Genomic DNA, 22,218 nt, shown 5'->3' on the forward strand with positions numbered 1-22,218 from the left:
GGAATCGCGGCCCGGAATGCACCTGAAACGGCAAGCAACCATGCTGGCTTCGGCCTTTGCGGCGACACTAGCCGCGGTCGAGCCGGCCGAGGTGCATCCCCACGTCTTCGCCGAAGCCCGCCTCGATGTGATCCTCAGCGAGGATCACCAAAGTGTGACGGCGCTGCGCCACCTTTGGCGCTTCGACGACCTGTTTTCGAGTACAGTGATGATGGAGTTCGATAAAAACTCCGATCTGAAACTTGACGACAAAGAACTCAAGGAAGTGGCCGACACGGTCCATTCCTCGCTGGCCGAATTCAACTACTTCCAGCTCGTCACCCAAGACGGCAAGGACGTGCCCATGGTCCCGCCGCCGCATCTGATGGCGAACTTCGACAACGACCAGCTGATCATCCTGTTCGAGTCGCAGCCGAAGGCGCCGATCAAGCTCACGGGCAAGATCGACATCGGCGTCTACGATCCGACCTTCTATACGGCGATCGACTTCACCGACGACGCCAACCTTACCGTCGAAGGCCTGCCCGTGACCTGCACCAAGAAGGTTGTTCGTCCGGACCCGGACGAGGCGATCAAGGAAAACCAGAAGACCCTGACGGAGGCGTTCTTCAACGATCCGACGGGCACCAACATGAGTAAGATCTTCGCCACTAAGCTCGAACTGAACTGCCCGCCAGAAGGATAACCGGTGATGAAACCATCGCTGCGCTTGGCGCTCGGCCTCGCGGCCGCCACACTGGTGATGACCCATCTGCCTGTCGTTGCGCATGCGCAAAGCTCGCTTGGCATCGGCACCAATGACGGCATGGCGCCGAGCACCACGGGCCCGTTCGCCCACATCCTGATGTGGATCAATCTTCGGCAGCAGGAATTCTACCATTCGCTGGCCGCCGCCATGAAGGCGATGCGCCAGGACGGCAGCAAGCTGTGGCTGCTGATCGGGCTGTCCTTCGCCTACGGCATCTTCCACGCCGCCGGGCCCGGCCACGGCAAGGCGGTGATCTCCTCTTACATGGTTGCCAACGAAGTGGCGCTCAGGCGCGGCATCATGCTGTCCTTCGTCTCGGCGCTGCTGCAGGGCCTGACGGCGGTGGTCGTCATGATGCTTGCCTATTTCGTGCTGCGCGGCACCGCGATCTCGATGACCGACGCGGCCTGGTTCCTGGAAATCGCGAGCTATGCGCTGGTGACGCTGTTCGGCGCCTGGCTGCTCTGGCGCAAGCTCGGTCCGTCGATCCTGCGCCTGTTCGGCAGAACGCCAGCTTACAGCCTGTCGGCCGCCCATGCGGGCCATTCGCATGGCGGGCATGCAAGCCACTCCCACGCGCATGCGCACGCCGCGCATGCGTTGCACGCGCATCATGACCAGGACCATTCGCATGCGCACAGCCACGATCATGGTGATGCACACCGTCACGAGCACGCCGCGCATGATCATGATCATGCCCATCACGACCATGGCCCGGGAGAAGTCTGCGAGACCTGCGGCCATTCGCATGCGCCGGACCCGGCAATGCTGTCGGGCGACCGCTTCGACTGGAAGACCGCCTGGTCTGCGGTGGCAGCTGTCGGCATCCGCCCCTGCTCCGGCGCGTTGATCGTGCTGAGCTTCGCGCTGCTCAACGGCTTGTGGGTGGGCGGGCTGCTGTCGGTGCTAGCGATGTCGGTCGGCACCGCGATCACCGTCTCGGCCCTGGCGACGCTCGCGGTGATGGCCAAGAACTGGGCGGTCTATTTCGCCGGCGACGGGCGGCTCGGCAACCGCATCCACTCGATCGTCGAGATCGGCGGCGCTGCCTTCATCTTCCTGGTCGGCCTGCTGCTTCTGTCGGCCGGCCTGACGGGCGGCGCTTAAACGGCATCTCTTCGTCATCCTCGCGCAGACCAAGGAGCGACGCGACGTAACATCGGAGCGTTGCACCGCGGAAATCCCGAACAGCGCACCTCTCTGTCCTGCCGGACAGAGAGGTGCGCGAAGGAACGCGGCGCCACGGTACCTTCGTCTGTCAAAATCGGGAAGCCAGCTCATCCTCGATATGAGCCTGAATGATTTCGTCGAAGCTACTTTCGGCGACAAAACCCAGCTCCCTCGCCCGCCTTGCCTCGAACCGCGTCGGCCAGCCCTTGACGATCGCCCATACGGTCTCGTCGGGCTGCTCGCGGATCCGCTTCGCGACCTCGGCGCCGGCAATGCGCTCCAGCGCCTCGATCTGCTCGCCGACAGTGACGGCGACGCCAGGCATGGTCAGGTTGCGGCGCGGGCCGACGGCGGCGCCGTCGATTTCAGCCGCATGGACCAGGAAATTGACCGCCGAGCGCGGACTGGCATGGGTGTGCAGCACCGAGCGCGGCACCGGCAGGATCGCCTCCTGGCCGCTCAAGGGCTCGCGGATGATGCCGGAAAAGAAGCTTGACGCGGCCTTGTTCGGCTTGCCCGGACGCACGCAGATGGTGGGCAGCCGGATGCCGATGCCGTCGAAGAAACCGCGCCTGGTATAGTCAGCAAGCAGCGCCTCGCTCATCTGCTTCTGCGTGCCGTATGAGGTGAGCGGCGTCGGATGGAATTCGTCCGGGATGACGTCCGGAAACGGCGCGCCGAACACGGCGATCGACGAGGTGAAGACAAGCCGCGGCGCAAACGCCGCCAGCCGCACCGCGTCGAACAGCGCGCGCGTGCCGTCGAGATTGACCCGGTAGCCGAGATCGAAATTGGCCTCCGCCTCGCCCGACACGATGCCGGCGAGATGGAAGATCACGTCCGGGCGGGAAGCCACGAGAGCCGCCATCGCGCCGGGCGCGGAAAGATCGCCGGTATGGATCGAGACATCGACGCCCGCGAGCGCCGGCGGCTGAGGCGCCACGATGTCATGCAGGTCGAGCGCCGTTATTTTACGCCCACGCAAGGCGCCGTCCTTGGCCAGCCGCGCGATAAGCTTGCGGCCCACCATGCCTGCGGCACCCGTAATCAGAATTCTCATCTTCAAAGACCCTTCTTGCGCTGACTGCGTCCGCGCAGCCAAAGAACCACGAACAGCCCGACCATGAAGATCACGGCGATGGCGGCCGCCAGGACCGTCGATATCTTGCCCGCGGCCAGCATGATGGTCGGCAGGAAATAGGCGGCGAGACCGAACAGGAGCAGTATCACGGCAGCGGCGGTCGCCGAATTTCGGGTGTCACGATCCATCAGCGGGCGTTCCTCGTTTCGAGGCTGTCCGGCTTCGTCATCACGGCGCGCTCAGTGATAGTGCCGGCGGTCGGCGGGCGCGCCGTGCGCGTGGTCGTGATCATGATGGTGGTCGTGCTCGTTATGGCTGTCTGCGCATTGGCCGAATTCCGGTTCGACCGTGGCATGCTCGATGCCGTGCTTGACCGCAAGCCGCTTCTTGATGGCGCTCACCGCCACATGGGCGTCGACGCCGTCGTTCAGGCAGGCGTGCAGCGTCGCCATGTTGGAGGTACCGTCGAGCGACCAGACATGCATGTGGTGCACCTCGCGCACGCCTTTGACGGCGCCTTCGATATCCTTGGCGATCAGGTCGCGGTCGAGGCTTGCCGGCACGCCTTCGAGCAGCACATGCGCGGCCTCGCGCATCAGCGACCATGCCGTCGACAGGATGAGCAGCGACACCAGCACCGACAGGATCGGATCGATCGGCGTCCATCCCGTGGCGATGATGATGACGGCAGCGACGATGGCCGCGGCGGAGCCCAGCAGGTCGCCCAGCACATGCAGGATGGCGCCGCGCATGTTGAGGCTTTCCCGGTCGCCGCCATGCAGCACGAAGAAGGAAGCGATGTTGACCAGCAGGCCCGCGACCGCCACCACCAGCATCGGCCCGCCGAGCACGGGCGCAGGTGCCATCAGCCGCCCCCAGGCTTCGTAGACGATCCAGAGCGCGATGACGAAGATGGCGATGCCGTTGGTGTAGGCGACCAGCGTCTTCACGCGGGCGAAGCCATAGGTGAGACGGCCGGTGGCCGGACGCCCCGTCAGATGGTAGGCATACCATGCAAGGCCGAGCGCGATCGCATCGGCCAGCATGTGCCCGGCATCGGCGACCAGCGCCAGCGATCCGGTCAGCCAGCCGCCCAGCGCCTCGGCGACCATGAAGCCGGCGGTCAGGCAAGTGGCGATCAGCACCCGCTTCTTGTCGGTCGAGCCATGCACGTGGCCGGGTCCATGGCTATGAGCGGCCGAGCCGTGATCATGCGAACCGTGGTCGTGCGCCATCGCCAAACTCCTGTCACCGACCATGATCTTTTCCGAAAACGGGTTTCCCGCTTTTCGGGATCATGGTTTACGCGCCAAAGTCGGCGCGAAAATCCTCCAGCCGCCGCTTCTGGCGGCCTTCGCCATCAAAATTCGCCGGATCGAGCCAGGCCTCATAGGCTTTGCGCAAGGCCGGCCATTCCTTGTCGATGATCGAATACCACGCCGTATCGCGGTTTTCGCCCTTTACCACAAGATGCTGGCGGAAAATGCCTTCGAACCTGAAGCCGAAGCGCTCGGCGGCGCGCTTCGACGGTTCGTTGCGGTTGTTGCATTTCCACTCGTAGCGGCGGTAGCCTAGGTCGTCGAAGAGATATTTCGCGAACAGGAACTGCGCCTCGGTCGCGGCCGGCTTGCGTGAGATCAGCGGCCCCCAATAGATGTTGCCGATTTCGCCGACGCCGTTGTTGGCGTCGATGCGCATCAGCGTCTGGCGCCCGGCGATCTTGCCGCTCGCCTTGTCGATGACGGTGAAGAACAGCGGATCCTCGCTCGCTTCGGCTCTGTCCAGCCACGGCTGGAAGGCGGCGCGGGTTTCCGGCGGGTAGTCGGGCAGCCAGGCGAAACGTCCGCCGGCATCCGAAACCGAGGAGGCCTCGTAGAGGCCGTCGCCATGCTTGGCCGCGCTCAGCGGTTCGAGCCTGACCGTGCGCCCCTCGATCACCTTGCGTTCCGGACGCGGACGCGGCTGCCAATTCTTGAGATTTTCCGACACCCCAATATTTTCTGGCACGGGAACTCCAATCCGTTTGACATTTCCTGGCGGACGCTCACAAAAACGCTCGCTCACAGAAAGAACCACAGGGACGGGAAAAATGCTCCACACGATCGCGGCCTTCGACCGGCTCGGCGAGGAAAATGCCTTCGCGGTGCTGGCCAGGGCCACCGCGCTTGCCCATCAGGGCCGCGATATCATCAATCTCGGCATCGGCCAGCCTGACTTCAAGACGCCGCAGCACATCGTCGAGGCGGCGATCAAGGCGCTGCGCGACGGCCATCACGGCTACACGCCGGCCAACGGCCTTTTAGCCACCCGCGAGGCCGTCGTGCGCCGCACGCTGACCACCACCGGCGTCGAGGTGTCGCCGGAAAACGTGATGATCCTGCCCGGCGGCAAGCCGACGATGTTCGCAGCGATCCTGATGTTCGGCGAGCCCGGCGCGGATATCCTCTATCCCGATCCCGGCTTTCCGATCTACCGCTCGATGATCGAGTTCACCGGCGCCACTCCGGTGCCGGTGCCGATCCGCGAAAAAAACGGCTTTGCCTTCTCGGCCGACGAGACGCTGGCCCTGATCACGCCGAAGACCAGGCTCCTGATCCTCAACTCGCCCGCCAATCCGACCGGCGGCGTGACGCCCCGCGCCGAGATCGAGAAGCTGGTCAAGGGGCTGGAGAAGCACCCGCACGTCGCCATCATGTCCGACGAGATCTACGACGTCATGACCTATGACGGCGAGACGCATTTCTCGCTGCTCAATTTCCCCGAAATCCGCGACCGGCTGATCGTGCTCAACGGCTGGTCGAAGACCTGGGCGATGACCGGCTGGCGCATGGGCTGGTCGATCTGGCCAAACGGCGAAAAGGGCGCCCATCTCTACGACAAGGTGCGCAAGCTGGCGGTGAACTGCTGGTCCTGCGTCAACGCGCCGAGCCAGTTCGCCGGCATCGCCGCGATCGACGGCCCGCAGGACGATGTCGAGAAGATGATGCGCGCCTTCGACAACCGCCGCAAGATCGTGGTCGAGGGGCTGAACGCGCTTCCCGGCATTTCGTGCATCACGCCGAAGGGCGCATTCTATGCCTTCCCCAACGTGTCGAAGACCGGCTGGAAGGCCAAGAAGCTTGCGTCGACCCTGCTGGAGGACGCCGGCGTGGCGCTGATCGGCGGCCCCGATTTCGGCGTGCTCGGCGAAGGCTATATCCGGCTCTCCTACGCCAATTCCGAGGAAAACATCCTGCGCGCGCTGGAGCGGATCGAGGCGTTCCTGAAGAAGTAAAGCTTCAGCCCCTGCCGACAAACGGCATCTTCGTCGCCATCACGGTCATGAACAGCACATTGGCGTCGAGCGGCAGGCTAGCCATATGCAGCACCGCGTCGGCGACGCGCTGCACATCCATCACCGCCTCGGCGGCGATCGAGCCATTGGCCTGGGGCACGCCGACCGTCGTCGGCTGCACCATCTCGGTCAGCGCGTTGCCGATGTCGATCTGACCACACGCAATGTCGAAGGGCCGGCCGTCGAGCGCCAGCGTCCTGGTGAGCCCGGTGATCGCGTGCTTGGTCGCCGTATAAGGCGCGGAGCCGGGACGCGGCGCATAGGCCGACACGGAGCCGTTGTTGATGATGCGGCCACCCATCGGCTTTTGCCGGCGCATGGCTCCGAAGGCTGCGCGGGCGCACAGGAACGAGCCGGTGAGATTGACGCCGACGACGTCGTTCCAGACCTCGACCGGGATCTCGTCGATCAGGGTCGACTTGTAACCCATGCCGGCATTGTTGAAGAGCAGGTCGACGCGGCCGAAGGCCTCGAGCACGGTCTCGAACATATCATCGACTTCTGTGGCCTTGCTGATGTCGCAGGCGACGGCCAATGCCTTGGCTTGCGTCTTCCCGGCGTCCGCGATCGCATCTTGCAGCACCTTCTTGCGGCGGCCGCAGAACACGGTGTTCCAGCCCGCCTTGAGCAGCGCTGTCGCGACGCTCTTGCCGATGCCGGTGCCGGCCCCGGTAACGATGGCGGTCTTCTCTGCTATGGCGGTCATCGCCGTCCTCCCGGTCACGGATGGAAAGACGTGGCATCGCAAATGGCGGGGATCATTTCAAGCAGCTGTTTGCGATAAAAAGAGGCCAACAAAAAGGGCGGTCATTGGCGACCGCCCCGATCTGAACCGCGCTTGGGAGGAGGAAAAGCCGGTCCGACTGGTTAGAATGATGCGCTTGCTCGGTTAACGAGGGATGAACGCCAATCAAGCCCGCTAACCCTGTTGCTTACCAGGGCGAACCGGGCGCGCCGCCGGCTGGCGCCTTTGCCGCCGAAACCGTCGCCTCGACATGATCGACCAGGGCGTCCGGCAGGCCGAGCCGGCCGGCAAGCAGGTCGAGATAGCCGCGTTCGGCGCGCGTGTTGGGATCGATGGTCAGCCGCGAGGCGGTGTAGAGTTCCAGCTTCTGCGCATCGGTCTTGGCGCCGGCGACAAGCGTGTCGAGATCGAGCGGGCTTTCAAGCTCGGCCATCAGGAATTTCTCGGCTTCGGCGCCGATGCCGGCGAGCTTGAGCTTGTCGGCGATCTTCTTGCGCTCGTCATCGTCGACATGGCCGTCAGCCTTCGCCGCTGAGATCATTGCCCTGACCAGCGTCAGCGTGAACTCGGCCTCGCCTTGCGGCGCCTGCGAGGGATCGAAAGCGGTATCGGCCGGCGGCGGCAGCAACTCAGGTTCGCCGGACGCCGGCGCCTGCGCCGGCTCTTTGCCCGCCTTGTAGTTCTGATAGGCCTTGTAGGCGAGGCCGCCGATCGCGGCCAGGCCGCCGAGCTTGATGGCTGTTCCCGTCACCTGCCGGCCAGTGCCGGTGCCGAGCAGCACGGCGGCCAGCGCGCCAGCGGCGAGCGGATTGTCCTTGGCCATCTGCACCGCTTGCCCCGCCTTGTCGCGGACGGTCGATCCCGTGCCGGGAATTTGCGAGCCGAGAAGGTCGTCGAGCAGCTTCTTGGGGTCGAGCATCAGTGCCTCCAGATTGGCCCGGCGGAATGCGGCCGGGCAAGGTTTCGGACCGGCAAGAGGTAGGCCCCGCGCTTTGGCATTACAATGACGGGCGGACATTTCGCCCGCACGATGCCCGCTGTCGGGGCGGGTCCTCGTGTGTCGAAACAGTTGAATGCTTCGAGTAGGATCGCGGCAATTTCGGAAAGGAGCGATCGGATGACGAATGCAGAAAACCGCGCGCCGGCGCGCGATCCGCAGGATCTGGAGCGCTTGCTGATCGATCGGCAATGGGCAGGCGACATCGAGGGCATGCTGGCGTTGTTCGAGCCCGACGCCGTCGTCGACAGCGGCGGTGATGAGCCGGTTCGTGGCCGGCATGCCATCCGTGCGCTCTTCGAGCAGGGCATCGCCGCCGGTCGCAAGTTCCAGCGCGGCGAGCAGCGCCCCGCCCTCGTCAATGGCGACCTGGCGCTGACGTCGACGAGACTGCCCGACGGCAGCATCACCAGCGAGGTCGCTCGTCGTCAGCGCGACGGAACGTGGCTCTGGGCGATCGACCGCTATTCGGTGACGTTCTGATGCATGTCGCCCAAAAGTGTGCCGCGGTTCTGGGACAACGACATGCATCAAACAAAGACTTAAAAGCGCGTCGCCTGAATCCGTTTCAGCGCGACGCGCTTTAGCTTCCGATATGGCGCTTGCCGCCGCGCGCTTGCGCCAGTTCCACCTGGCGATGGCGTTCGGCATAGCGTTCTCGATCCTCGTCGGACCGCGCTTCAAAACAATGCGGACATGAGACACCGGCGGTGAATTTCGGCGACAGCCGATCCTCGACCGTCAGCGGGTGCCGGCAGGCGCGGCAGAGTTCGGCTTCGCCTTCGGCCAACCCATGCGAGACCGACACCCGCTCGTCGAAGACGAAGCATTCGCCTTGCCACAGGCTTTCCTCGGCCGGCACGTCCTCCAGATATTTCAGGATGCCGCCCTTGAGATGGAAAACGTCGTTGAGGCCGAGCGACCTCACATAGGCCGTCGCCTTCTCGCAGCGAATACCGCCGGTGCAGAACATCGCCACCTTGCGGCCTTCGAGGTCCCCGCGGTGCTGCTCGACCCAGGCCGGAAATTCGCGGAAGCTGGTGGTCTTGGGATCGACAGCGCCGGTGAAAGTGCCGAGCGAGACTTCGTAGGCGTTGCGCGTGTCGATGACGACGGTATCGGCATCTAAGATCAGCGCGTTCCAGTCGGCCGGCGCGACATAGGTGCCGGCGCTGGCCGCCGGATCGATATCCTCGATGCCCATGGTGACGATCTCGCGCTTCAGCCGCACCTTCATGCGGTGGAACGGCATCTCGGCGGCGCTGCTGTATTTGACTTCCAGCTCGGCAAGCCCGTCGATGGCCTCCAGATAGTCGATCAGCGCGGCGATCGCTTCCTCGCTGCCGGCGACCGTGCCGTTGATACCCTCATGCGCCAGAAGCAGCGTGCCCTTGATGCCGCGTCCGCAACAGAAGGCGGCGAGCGGCGCGCGCAGGGCCTCGTATCCGTCGAGCCGGGCGAACTTGTAGAGCGCGGCGACGCGAACCGGCTGATTTTCCTTGGCTGTCGTCATGCCCATGCCACTAAACCGTGGTGAAAGCGGTTTCAAGGCAGAGAAAACTAGAAGGCGACGCGCGGTCCGCTGCGTGACATCGCGACACGCCTGCTTTCGTGGACTCGCGATACCCCGTCTGCTAATCGGTTGAAATCGATCGACACCGGAGAGACAAGCGTATGCCCAGCAAGACCGAACACCTCCTGTCGCTTCTCAATGGTCAGCCGGTTATCCCGGTGCTCAAGATCGCCAATGTTGCCGATGCCGTGCCGCTTGCCCGTGCTCTGTCGCGTGGCGGTTTGCGGGCCATCGAGATCACGCTGCGCACGGCCGATGCGCTGGAAGCGATCCGCCGCGTCGCGGCCGAGGTCGAGGACGCAGTCGTCGGCGCCGGCACCATTCTCGATGCCAAGCAGTTCGACGAGGCAGCCAACGCCGGTTCAAAGTTCATCGTCAGCCCAGGCATCACCAGCCAGCTTCTCGATGCGGCCAAGGACAGCCCGGTGCCGCTGCTGCCCGGTGCCATTACGCCCGGCGAGATCATGGCGGCGCGCGAGGCCGGCCTGCGCTTCCTGAAATTCTTCCCAGCCGAGCAGTCCGGCGGCATCGCCTCGCTGAAGGCTTTCGCCTCGCCGCTGGCGGACGTGAAATTCTGCCCGACCGGCGGTATCACGGCCAGGAACGCTGCCGATTATCTGAGCCTGCCCAATGTCAACTGTGTCGGTGGCTCCTGGGTCGCGCCGGACGATCTCATCAAGGCCGGCAAGTGGGATGAGATCGAAGCGCTCGCTCGCGAGGCGAGCAAGCTCAAGAAGTGATCGGCCCCGCCTACCAGGGCAGCGGACCGTTCTCGTCAAAATAGCCGCCTGTCGGTCCGCCGGGCTCCAGCGTCGCTAGCCGCACGATGATCCCGGCCGCCTGCTGCACCGTGCGGCCGCCTCTGTGCGCATTGAGGTCCGTCGCGGTGTAGCCGGGAGCGGCGGCATTGACCATGACGCCGCGTGGCGCGAGCTCCCTGGCGAAGGCCAGCGTTATGGCGTTGAGCGCCGTCTTCGAGCTGCCATAGCCCATGACATTGGGCGATTGGCTGTTGCCGGCCGCGCGCGCCAGCGATCCGAGATAGCTGCTGACCATGACGATGCGGGCTGCAGGCGATGCCAAAAGCAGCGGCAGGAAGGCCTGGGTGACCCGCACCGGACCGAAGACGTTGACGTCAAAGGTGGCTTTCATATCCGCGACATCCTCGCGGCTAGGTGGGCGCTCATAGCGACCGTCCGGGCCGAGCGCATCGACATAGCCCGGAGCGATGCCGGCATTGTTGACCAGCGCGTCCAGGCCGGGCACCCGTGCCGCGACAGCTTTGGCCGCGGCCGCCACGCTGTCGCCGCTGGCGACGTCGAGCGCAAGCCACTCGACGTCGAGCCCTTCGCTGCGCAGTGCCTGCGCCGCACCCTCACCACGCCCGGCGTCGCGGGCGCCGAGCCACACCTTGAGCCCCATCGCGGCCAGCCGCCGGGCTGTCTCGAGCCCGATGCCCTTGTTGGCGCCGGTCACCAGCGCGTTCTTCTTCTGTGTTGCCATATCCTTTGTCTCCTTTGCGGAGCCTAGAAATGACGTGGAGCTGCCGATTTCGCGCGCCGGATACTCGCGTCCTCTTGCCTAATCCTCTCAACTGATTCGCATTTCCGCGTCGGCTTGGTTGCGAGACCATCGCGGATCGGCAATGCTGGAAGGATGAGTGAACTACTGCGGGAATTGATCGCGATCGCCGGCCGCCATGCGCATGGGCGCCGCACAAAAACGGCTGTCCCGCGCGTCACGATCGGCCGCAGCGAGATCCCGAGCCCACCGCTGCCGGAACTTTGCCAGCCGACCGTGCTGTTCGTGCTGCAAGGGACTAAAACGGTGCTGATCGGCGACCGCACGCTTGCCTACAGCGCCGGCAGCTATTTCATCTACGCGGTGGAGACGCCCGCGACCAGTCAGTTGATCGAGGCCAGCAGCGCCCGGCCTTACATGGCCCTCGCCTTGGCCCTCGACGTCGAGTTGATTGCCGGCCTGCTTATCGACCACAAGTCGGCTGTCGGCGGCGACAGCTTCGTCACCAATCCCGCCGATGACGAACTGCTCGACGCGTGGCGCCGAATGCTACGCTTGCTTGACCGGCCAGCCGAAATTCCGGTGCTCGCGCCCATGCTCGAACGGGAGATCGCATTCCGCCTGTTGCAAGGCCCGCAAGGCGGGAAGCTGCGCCAGCTTGCGCACGCCGACGGGCGCCTGTCACAGGTCCGCCGCGCCACGGCATGGATCCGGGCACATTACAACGAGCCGATCGATGTAAGGGAACTGGCCGCGCTGTCGCATATGAGCAACGCCGCGTTTCATCGCCATTTCAAGGCGGCGACGGCCATGAGCCCGATCCAGTATCAGAAGCAGCTCCGCCTGCTCGAGGCGCGCCATCTGCTGATGGCGCAACCGGGCAACGCCGCGCATGTCGCCTTCACCGTCGGCTACGAGAGCGCTTCCCAATTCAGCCGCGAATATGCGCGCCAGTTCGGACTGCCTCCCGCGCGCGACGCCGCTCGGCTTTTGGCCAAGGGCGAAGCGGCCAGGCTGGAAGTCGACTGAACCATCTCGCGCGGCATGAAAAACCCGGCCGGCTTGTGCCGACCGGCCAATGGCTTGGAATGCAATTATCCGCAGACTTTGACCTTCTCGGTGATCGTCAGGTCGTGGTGGCCGACTGGTTCCCGCTCATGGATTCGAACCACGATTCACGCCTTCAAAGGGCGCTGTCCTACCATTAGACGAAGCGGGAATATGCGTGGCCCCATGATGCCATGGCGAAAACAAAGCCGCGCTGTTGGCCAACGCGGCTTTGCGGCGGCCAGGCTGATCCGCCTATTTCGTTTGGAAGCGCGCGACCGAGAGGAACTTCACCGCGTTGCCGGTGAAACGGCTTGCGTCGGGCACCTGGTCGTCCGCCTGGAAGCCGGCCGTATAGACCTCGCTCGGCGGCGTATGCACGATGTTGTAGGCATAGCGCGGCGCCGTCGTCGGATCCGAAACCGTCGCAATGTTCACGCCCGCGCCCAGCGCCCAGCGCGCGGCCTGCGGCGGCGCCGCCACGACCATGGCCTTCGGTTCTGGCTTCAGGTCATGAGCAGACGCCCTGGCCTCCTTGCGCGTCGTCTTCACCCCGGCGCCGATCGCCTGCGCGGGGTCGCTGCCTGCCGGGAGAGCGGCGATGGCCTGGCGCGGCGAGGCCGCATCGACGCCGGACGGATCGTTGAATGCCGAGCGCGGCTCCGGTTCGGTCAGCGATGCGAGCTGGTATTCGGCGCCGGCGCCACCGGCCTCCACCGTCGCATTGGCCTGTTCGAGAACGGCCTTGATCTCATCCTGCTTGCCGGGCTGCGGCTTGGCGGTCGGCAGCACGGAGAACGCGTCGGTCGCGCGCTTGTCCTGCGAAGCGGTTTCGGCCAGCGCCAGAAGCACGTTCTTATCCTTCGGTGCCAGTTCGGCCGGCGTCGAGCGGTCAGGACGCCAGGTCGGCAGCGGAATGTTGTTGACCGCCACCTGCACCGGATCGGCGTTCGCGGCGTCTGCCGCGCTGGCTGTGCCGAACGGAACCTTGTCCGGCGCGGGCGCCTGGGCAGTCGAAACCGCCTGCACCGTCGTCGCCGAGGCATCCGCCATGGCAAACGGCACGTTCTGCGGTGCCTGCTGGCCGACATCGGCCTTCGGACGCGGCGCGAAGTCCGGCAGCGGGATTTCCTTGGGCGGCAGCGCGGCGATGATCGTCTCCGGCGTATCCTGCTGCGGCTGCGAATCGTCGGCGCTGTCATCCGCGATCTGCGGGATGTTGGCGCGCCTGGCATCCTTCGGCGAGACAATCGCGATGCCCGGAAGATTGCTGTTGCGCGCCGTGGCAGCGGTAGCGACCTGGACCTGCTTCACCGCCTTCGCCTGAGGCGCAGCGCCGCCATCACCGGTATCCGCGTCGTCATCGGCCTCGTCGGCGCCACCGCCGAACCAGGCGGCAAGCAGGCCGCCGGAGCGCTTGGTCGAGCCACCCGCGCTGGCCAGTTCGATGTTCGGAGTACCGGAACCCTTGCGCGCCTGATAAGCGGCCACCGCTTGCTCATAGCCGGGCAGCGGGCGCCCGTCGCTCGGCACATGCAGCGTCTTGCCGTTGGGGAACAGGCTGACCAGTTCCTGACGGCTGATGCCCGGCCAATGGCGCACATTGCCGACATCCATATGGACGAAGGGCGAGCCAGAGGTCGGGTAATAGCCGACGCCACCACCCTGCATCTTGAGGCCGATGTTGCGCAGCTTCTTCAGCGGCACGCCAGGAATGTAGAAATCCATCGCCTTGCCGAGCATATGCTGGCTTTTCTCGGCGACACCACGGCTGCGCGAACGCAACAGCGCGTTGGTCGACGGCGAGCGATAGCCGCAGACGACCTGGATGTAGTCGGTCGCGCCGCTTTCGCGATAGGCTTCCCAGACGAGGTCGAGCAGCCGCGGGTCCATCTTGGTGGGTTCGTTGCGGCGCCAGTCGCGCAGGATGATGTTGATCTTGCGCAGGCCTTCCGGGATGTAGCGGCCATTGCGCTTGTAGACGATCTCGGCCTTTTCGTGCGTGTGCAAGTGATAGAGCTTGAGCGTACGAACTTCGGCTCGGGCGCCTGATGTCACCGCGGACAGAAACCCGACGGCCAAAATCACGAACGTCAGCCACCTCGGCCAGACGCTCATGTGAAAATGCCGCCCGTCTTTGTGTCGTTCGACTTTGTTCAAATCAAATGGCCTTGCAGGCTGCCGTTTGTCCCCGGATTTGACCAAACGGATGCGTCGTTTTCACATCCGAATATCGATCCTAATGGTTAATCATCGTTTATTGAAGCCGAAATGCGGTAACACCGTGGCGATATCCCGTCAAAAATGATGCACGGCATTTCGTGGTAAACCGCTGGTTTAGATCACGAATCCGGCCTCGGCCAGAACACGATCTGTTACCGTTAGCGTTAATGCGTGATCCTCGGCAAGGCCAACCGCTGAAAACCCGGGGCTTTCACGGCAAAAGCGACAATTTGACTCGGATTTTAGGCGGGCAAGCTGGTTCGAGACTTGCCGGTCATGAGGCAAGCCGGTCGACGCGGCCGGCTTCAGGATCAATGCCATATTCCTTCAACTTGCGGTAGAGCGTCGAGCGGCCGATGCCCAAGCGGCGGGCAACCTCGCTCATCTGGCCGTTGTAATGGTCGATCGCAAGCTTGATCATCTCTAGTTCGACGTCGGCCAGCGCCCGCACATTGCCGCGCTCGTCTAGCGCCCGAAGCGTTCCGAAACGCGGCTGCAGCCTGGCGGGCGCCTCGCTGTCGAACAAGGCAGCCCCCATTGCGTCGGCAACGGTCTCGTCCGCTTGCCGGGACGCGTCCGCGGTTGTTTCGGTGATGGCGGATGCCGGTTCTGCTTCGAGATGTACCGTTCCTTCCACCTGCGCCCGGATCTGCGGGAACTCCTCTTCGGTCAGCACGTCGCCCTCGGCAAGCACAGACGCCCTGAAGACGGCATTCTCCAACTGGCGGATGTTGCCCGGCCAGTCATAGGCCTGCAGCATCGCAAGCGCTTGCGCCGATATGCCGGAAAGACGGCGGCGCGGATCGGCCGGAGCGACCTTTTCCATGAAGTGCCGGACAAGGTGGGGAATGTCGTCGCGGCGATCGCGCAGCGGCGGCACGAAGATCGGATAGACGTTCAGCCGGTAGAACAGGTCCTCGCGGAACTTGCCGTCCTTGACCTGCTGCAGAAGGTTGCGGTGCGTGGCCGAGATCAGCCTTATATCGACCTTGACGGTCGAGCGGCCGCCGACCGGATCGACCTCGCCTTCCTGCACAGCGCGCAGCAGCTTGACCTGGACGTCGATCGGCAGATCGCCGATCTCGTCGAGGAACAGCGTGCCGGAATTCGCCTCGACGAATTTGCCGGTATGCTTGTCGGTGGCGCCCGTGAAGGAGCCCTTCTCGTGGCCGAACAAGATCGATTCGACCAGATTGTCGGGGATCGCGCCGCAATTGACGGTGACGAACGGCTTTGAGCGGCGATCGCCGCTGCCCTGGATGGCGCGCGCCACCAGTTCCTTGCCGACGCCGGACTCGCCCTCGATCAGGATCGGGATGTTGGAGGCCGCCGCTTTCTGCCCGAGGCGTATCACCCGGTCCATTGCCGGGCTGCGCGTGATCATGTCCTTGAAGGTGAGATGGCCGCCGCCGCGTCGCCGCGATACGCGCTTCATCTCGTCCTCGACGGCCTCCACCTTGAGCGCGTTGGAGATCGAGGTCTGCAGCCTGTCGGGCGACGCCGGCTTGACGACGAAATCGAAGGCGCCGTGCCGCATCGCCGAGACGACCGTCTCGATGCCGCCTTGGGCCGTCTGCACGATGACCGGAATGTTGATGGCGCGCTCGCGCATCGCCTTCAGCACGCCGATGCCGTCGAGGCCGGGCATGACAAGGTCGAGAATGACGACGGAGACCTCGCGCGCGTTTGGCCCGTCGAGCACGTCGAGGCCGGCCTCACCGCTGTCCGCGACGATCGCGGTGTGGCCGAACTTGGTCAGCGCGGCCTCGACCAGTCTGCGCTGGACCGGATCGTCATCGACTATGAGTATGGAACCTGTCATGACTGTTTGAGTCGTCCGCCCGAGAAAATCCCCATGGATCATCTTGGCACAGGGTTCTAAATAAGGTTTCAAAAAACCCGGTGAACGAATTCCTTAGGATTTGACCGGCTTCTCCTTTCCCCTTGATTCTGGCCCGTTGGTTCCAAAAAGGTGTTGTTGATGCGCATGATGCATGGTCGGCGGCTCGCAGCGACGGCGTCGGGACAGGGCGCAGCCGAACTTGGCGATCTGCCGGAGTGGAATCTCGCCGATCTCTATTCCGGCATGGAAGCGCCCGAGTTGAAGCGCGACATCGCCAAGGCGGCAAGCGACGCCATCGACTTCGAAACCCGCTGGAAAGGCACTCTGGCCGCGGAAGCCGGGCGCGGCGGCGCCGGCCGGCTCGGCGAGGCGCTGAAAGCCTATGAGGCGCTTGAGGAACTGATCGGCCGCATCGTCTCGTACGCCGGCCTCGTCTATGCCGGCAACACCGCCGATCCGCAGCGCGCCAAGCTCTACGGCGACGTCCAGGAAAAGATGACGGACGCCAGCGCGCATCTTCTGTTCTTCGCGCTCGAGCTCAACCTGATCGACGACGCGGCGATCGAGAGCGCTTTAGCCACCGACAAGGCTTTCGGCCATTACCGGCCCTGGGTGCTCGACCTCAGGAAGGACAAACCCTACCAGCTCGAGGACCGCGTCGAGCAGTTGTTCCACGAAAAGTCTGTCACCGGACGCGGTGCCTGGAACCGTCTGTTCGACGAGACGATGACCGACCTTCGTTTCGACGTAGACGGCGAGGAGCTGACGCTTGAGCCGGCGCTCAACCGTTTGCAGGACGCCAATGGCGAGGTGCGCCGCCGCGCCTCCGAGGCGCTCGCCGCGACCTTCCGCAAGAGCCTGCGCACCTTCACCCTCATCACCAACACTTTGGCCAAGGACAAGGAAATCTCCGACCGCTGGCGCGGCTTTCAGGATATCGCCGACTCGCGCCACCTCGCCAACCGCGTCGAGCGCGATGTGGTCGACGCGCTGGCGGCGGCCGTGCGCGAGGCCTATCCGCGGCTTTCGCATCGCTACTACGCGATGAAGGCGCGCTGGCTCGGCATGGAGGTGATGAACCACTGGGACCGCAACGCGCCGCTGCCGGAGACGCCGCAGGCGGTGATCAGCTGGGACAACGCCAGGGACACGGTGCTCTCGGCCTACCAGCGCTTCTCACCGGACATGGCCGAAATCGCGCGCGGCTTTTTCGATCGCAGGTGGATCGACGCGCCTGTGCGTCCGGGCAAGTCACCCGGCGCCTTCGCTCATCCGACGGTGCCGTCGGCGCATCCTTACGTGCTGCTCAACTACATGGGCAAGCCGCGCGATGTGATGACGCTGGCGCATGAGCTCGGCCATGGCGTGCACCAGGTGCTGGCCGCCGGCCAGGGCGCGCTGATGGCCTCGACGCCGCTGACGCTGGCCGAAACGGCCTCGGTCTTCGGCGAGATGCTGACCTTCCGCTCGCTGCTCGAGCACACCAGCGACAAACGCGAACGCAAGGCCATGCTCGCCCAGAAGGTCGAGGACATGATCAACACTGTCGTGCGCCAGATCGCCTTCTACGAGTTCGAGCGCAAGGTGCATGCCGAGCGCAAGAACGGCGAGCTGACGTCGGACAGGCTCGGCGAATTCTGGCTGGAGGTGCAGGCCGAGAGCCTGGGGCCGGCGATCAAGCTGCGCGATGGCTACGAGGTCTTCTGGACCTATATCCCGCACTTCATCCACTCGCCTTTTTACGTCTATGCCTATGCCTTCGGCGATTGCCTGGTGAACTCGCTCTACGCCGTCTACCAGAATGCCGAGCATGGGTTTCAGGAGAAGTATTTCGAGATGCTGCGCGCCGGCGGCACGAAACATCATTCCGAACTCCTGGCGCCCTTCGGCCTCGACGCCACCGATCCGGCTTTCTGGCAGATTGGCCTTGGCGTGATCGGTTCGTTGATCGACGAGTTGGAAGCGCTCGACAAGTGACAGCAACTAAGCAGCGAGCATCGGCCGCAATAGTTTAGCCGTGATGCATATTAGCAATGATCTATTCTTGCTCTAAATAGCTGTTCTTGAATAACTCTCCGAGCATTTTTCAACTGGCTTTCGACAAACCATATGATAGCGTCCGGCCTCAAGCTCAGCCGGACGCATCGCGCAGGCCAGGGGTGGCGGGCGCGGCGCTAAGGCGAATGCGATGATGGCCGTCGGCCCGGATAAGGCCGAACGCCGATGGCTCGATAGAAGCCGGTGGTTCCGCCGACCACGGAACCTTTGATGATCCTCGCGGCAAGCTCGCCTTCCGGGCCTCGGCCGACAGATCGGACTGGAGAGAGAAATGAGCACTTTCTTCTACATGCTGCTGGCGTTCGTTGTGGGTATCCTGGTTGGCTGGTTCCTCTGGGGCCGCCTGCGCGGCGAGATCGACAGTCTGCGTGGCGATCTCGATCGCACGCGGAGCGAGCGCGACAGGCTGCGCGCCGATAGCGATCGGTTGAAAGGCGAGCTCGATGCCTGCGGCCGCGCCCGCGCCGACCTCGAAAGCCGGCTGCGTGACGCGCCGGCCGCCAAGACTGGCGCCGGCAAGGCCGCCGCGCCTGCGCCGGCGGCGCTGATGTCGACCCCGGCAGCCGCGACATCGGCCGCTCCGGCGAAGTCGGCCACCGCGAAGAAGCCGGCCGCGACGAAGACTGCGGCGGCGCCGAAGCCGGCGGCCAAGAAAGCCGCGCCAAAGAAGGCGGCAGCGCCAGCGGCAAAGAAAGCAGCCACGCCGCAGGGCGCATCCGGCAAGGCCGACAATCTGCGCCGCTTGATCGGCATCGGTCCGGTCAACGAAAGATTGCTCAAGGGCCAGGGCGTCACCACCTACGCCCAGATCGCCGCCTGGACCGCCGCCGACGTCAAACGCATCGAGGAGGTGCTCAATTTCGACGGTCGTATCGCGCGCGAAAAATGGATCGAGCAGGCGAAGTTGCTCGCTTCCGGCGACGAGGCCGAATTCGTCCGCCAGTTCCCGACGGCCGGAACCGCAAGCAACACTTGAGCAATCAGCCAGGTTGGCAGAAAGACGGCGTCCCACGGAGCGCCGTCTTTGTTTTGGGCCAGTCACCTTTGCGCCGCCCGACGCCGTTCCCTCGATTGCGCCTCGCCGAGCCCCCATATAGAGCGGTTGACGGCGCTCTTGTCCGCATCCGAGGCTCATGTCCCTGCCTGCAGCCATTTTCCGCAACGACGCGACCGCTCGTCAGTTGGTCTTCGACCGGCCGGATGAGATCATCGTCGCGCATGACGCCAACGAGTTCGTGCCGGCGCTTGAGCGAGCGCAGGCCGCTTCGGACTCCGGCAAATGGCTGGCCGGCTACTTCTCCTACGAGGCCGGTTACCTGCTCGAGCCGAAGCTGGTGCCGCTGTTGCCCGAAGGCCGCCGCGCGCCCCTGATCTGCCTCGGCGTCTTCGATGCGCCAGTCGAACAAGCGGTGCCGCAAGAACAGGCGTCCACCAGCAACGGCCCGATTTTCGACGCCAGGGCAACATGGTCCGCCGACGACTATGCCGGCCGCTTCGCGCGCCTTCACAACCATATCCGCAAGGGCGATTGCTACCAGGGCAACCTCACCTTCCCGGTCCGTGCGCACTGGTCCGGCGATCCGCTCGCCGCCTTCGACGCGTTGACCGAACGCCAGCCGGTGAAATATGGCGCATTGGTCTCGCTCGGCGACCCGATCGTCTTGTCGCGCTCGCCCGAATTGTTCTTCGAGATCGATGCCGACGGCATGATCGAGACGCACCCGATGAAAGGCACCGCGCCACGCGGCGCGACCAGGGCCGAAGATGCGAAGCTGAAAGCCTTCCTGCGCAACGACGAAAAGAACCAGGCCGAGAACCGGATGATCGTCGACCTTTTGCGCAACGATATCTCGCTGATCAGCGAAGTCGGCACGCTGCACGTGCCGGAACTGTTCCGCATCGAGACCTATCCGACGGTGCACCAGATGGTGAGCCGGGTGCGGGCGAAGCTCTTGCCAGACATCGGCATCCGCCAGGTCTTTGCCGCGCTCTTTCCCTGCGGCTCGATCACCGGCGCGCCGAAAATCCGCGCCATGGAAATCCTGCGCGAGCTGGAAGACGCACCGCGTGACGTCTATTGCGGCGCCATCGGCTGGATCGCGCCCGGCGGCAGGATGCGTTTTTCGGTGGCGATCCGCACCATCTCGCTCTTTGCCGACGGCGAGGCCGTCTACAATGTCGGCGGCGGCGTCGTCTTCGATTCCACCGCCGAGGAGGAGTATAAGGAGTGTCTTCTGAAAGCACGCTTCGCGACGGGAACGGTGCCGGCTTCGAACTGATCGAGACCATGCGCTGGGAGCCAGGCTCCGGCTTCCTGCGCTTCGAGCGCCACCTTGCGAGGCTTTATGCGTCCGCCGCCGAACTGGGTTTCGCCTGCGATCCCGAGCAGATCGGCGAGGTGCTTTCGAACGCCGTCAACGGGCACAGAGTTGCTTTGCGCGTGCGCCTCGCTCTGCAGCGCAATGGCGAGGCGACGGCCGCCGCTCAAGCCTATGAACCGCTTCCCGCGGACAAGGTCTGGCGGCTTCAGCTGGCGCGGATCCGTCTCGATTCCACCAACTTGCTGCTGCGCCACAAGACCAGCCGCCGCGAGGCTTACCAGCAGGCGCGGGCCGAATATCTCGCCACCCGCGCCGACGAAGTGCTTCTGGCCAACGAGCGCGGCGAGATCTGCGAGGGCACTATCACCAATCTCTTCGCCGACTTCGGCGACGGCCCGCTCGCCACGCCCCGCCTCGACTGCGGCCTTTTGCCTGGAATATTGCGCGGCGCGCTTCTGGACGAAGGCCGCGCCGTGGAAGCGATCTACAGCTTCGACGATCTAAAGGCGGCGAAGGCGATCTTCGTCGGCAACTCGCTGCGCGGGCTGATCCCGGCGCGGCTTGGCTGACACTGAAACCGTCAGCCGTTCCTATTTTTGAGAAAAGCATGACCATTCGCCAGCCGACCCACACGCCCTATGACGGGTCTTCAAAACTCTTCACCATCGGGCTGAAGCCGCTCGAATTCGATCGCTGGATCGAGGTCGACGAATTCCTGCTGCCACACCTGGCCGAAAAGCAGCGGCTTTACACCGAGATGCCGCAAAAGGTCTTTGTCGCGGAAGACGGCACCCGCGACGCTCAACGCGAAGTGCTGGACCTGCTGGCCGCGCATCTCGAAGCCGCGCATCCCGGCACGCACCGCCGCAACGGCACGGATATCGAGCCGGTCGGTTTCGAGGGGGCATTCGGCAGGCTGCCCCCTGCCCTGCGCGAGGCGCCGCTCGCAAAAGCGTCGCTGCTCGTCCAGGAAGACCTGATCCTGATGCGTCGCGACGAGCGCGGCTGGCGGCTCGCCGCCGGCTCGCTCTGTTTCCCTTCGTCATGGTCGCTTCAGGAGAAATTCGGCAAGCCGCTGCAGGAGATCCACGCACCGGTGCCCGGCTTCGGACCCGGCACGCGGCCGGCCGATCTCATCAATCGCATGTTCGACGGCCTGCAGGGCCAGGCGGTCGAGCGCTTCAACTGGTCGATCCAGGCTGACGACGCGCTCTATCATCCGCTCTCCAACGTCGAGCGCATCGACCGCGCCACCAACCGCCCGAGCCGCTTCCCCGACGGCGACATCGACGCCCATGCCTTCATCCGCGTCGAACGCCAGACGCTGCGCAAGCTGCCTACTTCGCGCGACATCCTCTTCACCATCCGCATCCACATCGATCCCATCAAAGTGCTCGCTGGCCACCCGGATCGGGCAACGCTTGCCGCCTCGTTCGCGGAGCAGCTCCAGACTCTCGACCAGCTACAACTCGACTATAAAGGCCTGACCGCCGACCGCGACAGGCTGGTTGCGTTCCTCGACGGCATGGCCGGATAGGCTTAACCACGCCGCCAAGC

General features: G+C 64.4%; 21 protein-coding genes and 1 tRNA gene. 11 read left to right on the top strand and 11 right to left on the bottom strand.

The features are described from left to right. The first annotated feature begins 16 nt into the window (after window positions 1–16). Together AC0L2L_RS03985 and AC0L2L_RS03990 are read left to right on the top strand one after the other, a co-directional pair. Complete coding sequence (locus AC0L2L_RS03985; RefSeq protein WP_473576639.1) at window positions 17–685, top strand: DUF1007 family protein; 669 nt, start codon at window positions 17–19, stop codon at window positions 683–685. Window positions 686–691: 6 nt separating this feature from the next. Further along, window positions 692–1,855, top strand: coding sequence for a nickel/cobalt transporter (locus AC0L2L_RS03990; RefSeq protein ID WP_473576340.1), 1,164 nt, complete (start codon window positions 692–694; stop codon window positions 1,853–1,855). Window positions 1,856–2,006: 151 nt separating this feature from the next. Here AC0L2L_RS03990 and denD read toward each other — a convergent pair whose 3' ends face one another. From denD to AC0L2L_RS04010, 4 genes are all read right to left on the bottom strand, one after another. Continuing rightward, complete coding sequence (denD, locus tag AC0L2L_RS03995; protein WP_473576341.1) at window positions 2,007–2,978, bottom strand: D-erythronate dehydrogenase; 972 nt, start codon at window positions 2,976–2,978, stop codon at window positions 2,007–2,009. 2 nt (window positions 2,979–2,980) lie between these two features. Next, window positions 2,981–3,187: a hypothetical protein gene (locus AC0L2L_RS04000; protein ID WP_473576342.1), complete on the bottom strand. Its 207-nt coding sequence runs from the start codon at window positions 3,185–3,187 to the stop codon at window positions 2,981–2,983. A 51-nt stretch (window positions 3,188–3,238) separates the two neighbouring features. Beyond that, entirely contained in the window at window positions 3,239–4,234 is a 996-nt protein-coding gene (locus tag AC0L2L_RS04005) for a cation diffusion facilitator family transporter (protein WP_473576343.1), read from the bottom strand. A 67-nt stretch (window positions 4,235–4,301) separates the two neighbouring features. After that, window positions 4,302–4,988: a GNAT family N-acetyltransferase gene (locus tag AC0L2L_RS04010; RefSeq protein ID WP_473576641.1), complete on the bottom strand. Its 687-nt coding sequence runs from the start codon at window positions 4,986–4,988 to the stop codon at window positions 4,302–4,304. Window positions 4,989–5,088: 100 nt separating this feature from the next. Here AC0L2L_RS04010 and AC0L2L_RS04015 point away from each other — a divergent pair, with 100 nt between their 5' ends. Then, window positions 5,089–6,273: a pyridoxal phosphate-dependent aminotransferase gene (locus AC0L2L_RS04015; protein WP_473576344.1), complete on the top strand. Its 1,185-nt coding sequence runs from the start codon at window positions 5,089–5,091 to the stop codon at window positions 6,271–6,273. Between the two features lie 4 nt (window positions 6,274–6,277). On the opposite strand, the gene AC0L2L_RS04020 is transcribed toward AC0L2L_RS04015, so the two are convergent. Both AC0L2L_RS04020 and AC0L2L_RS04025 read right to left on the bottom strand, forming a co-directional pair. Next, the gene (locus tag AC0L2L_RS04020) at window positions 6,278–7,039 is read right to left on the bottom strand and encodes an SDR family oxidoreductase (RefSeq protein ID WP_473576345.1); all 762 of its coding nucleotides are present in this window, start codon (window positions 7,037–7,039) and stop codon (window positions 6,278–6,280) included. A gap of 226 nt (window positions 7,040–7,265) precedes the next feature. Continuing rightward, complete coding sequence (locus AC0L2L_RS04025; protein ID WP_473576346.1) at window positions 7,266–7,997, bottom strand: tellurite resistance TerB family protein; 732 nt, start codon at window positions 7,995–7,997, stop codon at window positions 7,266–7,268. Between the two features lie 198 nt (window positions 7,998–8,195). Between AC0L2L_RS04025 and AC0L2L_RS04030 the strand changes: the two genes are divergently transcribed. Next, a complete protein-coding gene (locus AC0L2L_RS04030; protein WP_473576347.1) occupies window positions 8,196–8,558 on the top strand; it encodes a YybH family protein in 363 nt (120 codons plus the stop codon). Window positions 8,559–8,658: 100 nt separating this feature from the next. Here AC0L2L_RS04030 and trhO read toward each other — a convergent pair whose 3' ends face one another. Then, the gene (gene trhO, locus AC0L2L_RS04035; protein ID WP_473576643.1) at window positions 8,659–9,588 is read right to left on the bottom strand and encodes an oxygen-dependent tRNA uridine(34) hydroxylase TrhO; all 930 of its coding nucleotides are present in this window, start codon (window positions 9,586–9,588) and stop codon (window positions 8,659–8,661) included. A gap of 161 nt (window positions 9,589–9,749) precedes the next feature. Here trhO and AC0L2L_RS04040 point away from each other — a divergent pair, with 161 nt between their 5' ends. Next, window positions 9,750–10,388 carry a 2-dehydro-3-deoxy-phosphogluconate aldolase gene (locus tag AC0L2L_RS04040; protein WP_473576348.1) on the top strand — a complete coding sequence of 213 codons (639 nt, stop codon included), beginning with the start codon at window positions 9,750–9,752 and terminating at the stop codon, window positions 10,386–10,388. 10 nt (window positions 10,389–10,398) lie between these two features. Here AC0L2L_RS04040 and AC0L2L_RS04045 read toward each other — a convergent pair whose 3' ends face one another. Beyond that, the gene (locus AC0L2L_RS04045) at window positions 10,399–11,151 is read right to left on the bottom strand and encodes an SDR family oxidoreductase (protein WP_473576349.1); all 753 of its coding nucleotides are present in this window, start codon (window positions 11,149–11,151) and stop codon (window positions 10,399–10,401) included. A gap of 153 nt (window positions 11,152–11,304) precedes the next feature. Here AC0L2L_RS04045 and AC0L2L_RS04050 point away from each other — a divergent pair, with 153 nt between their 5' ends. Then, on the top strand, window positions 11,305–12,198 hold the full coding sequence (locus AC0L2L_RS04050; protein ID WP_473576350.1) for an AraC family transcriptional regulator: 894 nt from the start codon (window positions 11,305–11,307) through the stop codon (window positions 12,196–12,198). 116 nt (window positions 12,199–12,314) lie between these two features. Here the strand turns inward: AC0L2L_RS04050 and AC0L2L_RS04055 are convergent. The 3 genes from AC0L2L_RS04055 to AC0L2L_RS04065 all read right to left on the bottom strand — a co-directional run bounded on the left by AC0L2L_RS04055 (window position 12,315) and on the right by AC0L2L_RS04065 (window position 16,261). Then, window positions 12,315–12,388, bottom strand: a tRNA-Gln gene (locus tag AC0L2L_RS04055). 83 nt (window positions 12,389–12,471) lie between these two features. Continuing rightward, the gene (locus tag AC0L2L_RS04060; RefSeq protein ID WP_473576351.1) at window positions 12,472–14,334 is read right to left on the bottom strand and encodes a peptidoglycan L,D-endopeptidase MepK; all 1,863 of its coding nucleotides are present in this window, start codon (window positions 14,332–14,334) and stop codon (window positions 12,472–12,474) included. A gap of 379 nt (window positions 14,335–14,713) precedes the next feature. Continuing rightward, window positions 14,714–16,261, bottom strand: a complete 1,548-nt coding sequence (locus tag AC0L2L_RS04065; protein ID WP_473576352.1) for a sigma-54-dependent transcriptional regulator — start codon at window positions 16,259–16,261, stop codon at window positions 14,714–14,716. 159 nt (window positions 16,262–16,420) lie between these two features. Here AC0L2L_RS04065 and AC0L2L_RS04070 point away from each other — a divergent pair, with 159 nt between their 5' ends. The 5 genes from AC0L2L_RS04070 to AC0L2L_RS04090 all read left to right on the top strand — a co-directional run bounded on the left by AC0L2L_RS04070 (window position 16,421) and on the right by AC0L2L_RS04090 (window position 22,198). After that, window positions 16,421–18,259: a M3 family oligoendopeptidase gene (locus AC0L2L_RS04070; protein WP_473576353.1), complete on the top strand. Its 1,839-nt coding sequence runs from the start codon at window positions 16,421–16,423 to the stop codon at window positions 18,257–18,259. Between the two features lie 352 nt (window positions 18,260–18,611). Continuing rightward, window positions 18,612–19,316 carry a proton-conducting membrane transporter gene (locus tag AC0L2L_RS04075; RefSeq protein WP_473576354.1) on the top strand — a complete coding sequence of 235 codons (705 nt, stop codon included), beginning with the start codon at window positions 18,612–18,614 and terminating at the stop codon, window positions 19,314–19,316. 157 nt (window positions 19,317–19,473) lie between these two features. Next, complete coding sequence (locus AC0L2L_RS04080) at window positions 19,474–20,619, top strand: aminodeoxychorismate synthase component I (protein WP_473576355.1); 1,146 nt, start codon at window positions 19,474–19,476, stop codon at window positions 20,617–20,619. Then, window positions 20,568–21,230, top strand: a complete 663-nt coding sequence (locus AC0L2L_RS04085) for an aminotransferase class IV family protein (protein WP_473576356.1) — start codon at window positions 20,568–20,570, stop codon at window positions 21,228–21,230. Before AC0L2L_RS04080 ends, AC0L2L_RS04085 begins: the two co-directional genes overlap by 52 nt. Window positions 21,231–21,268: 38 nt before the next feature. After that, window positions 21,269–22,198, top strand: a complete 930-nt coding sequence (locus AC0L2L_RS04090; RefSeq protein WP_473576357.1) for a heme-dependent oxidative N-demethylase family protein — start codon at window positions 21,269–21,271, stop codon at window positions 22,196–22,198. Window positions 22,199–22,218: the final 20 nt, after the last annotated feature.

This window comes from Mesorhizobium sp. WSM4832, assembly GCF_055811115.1.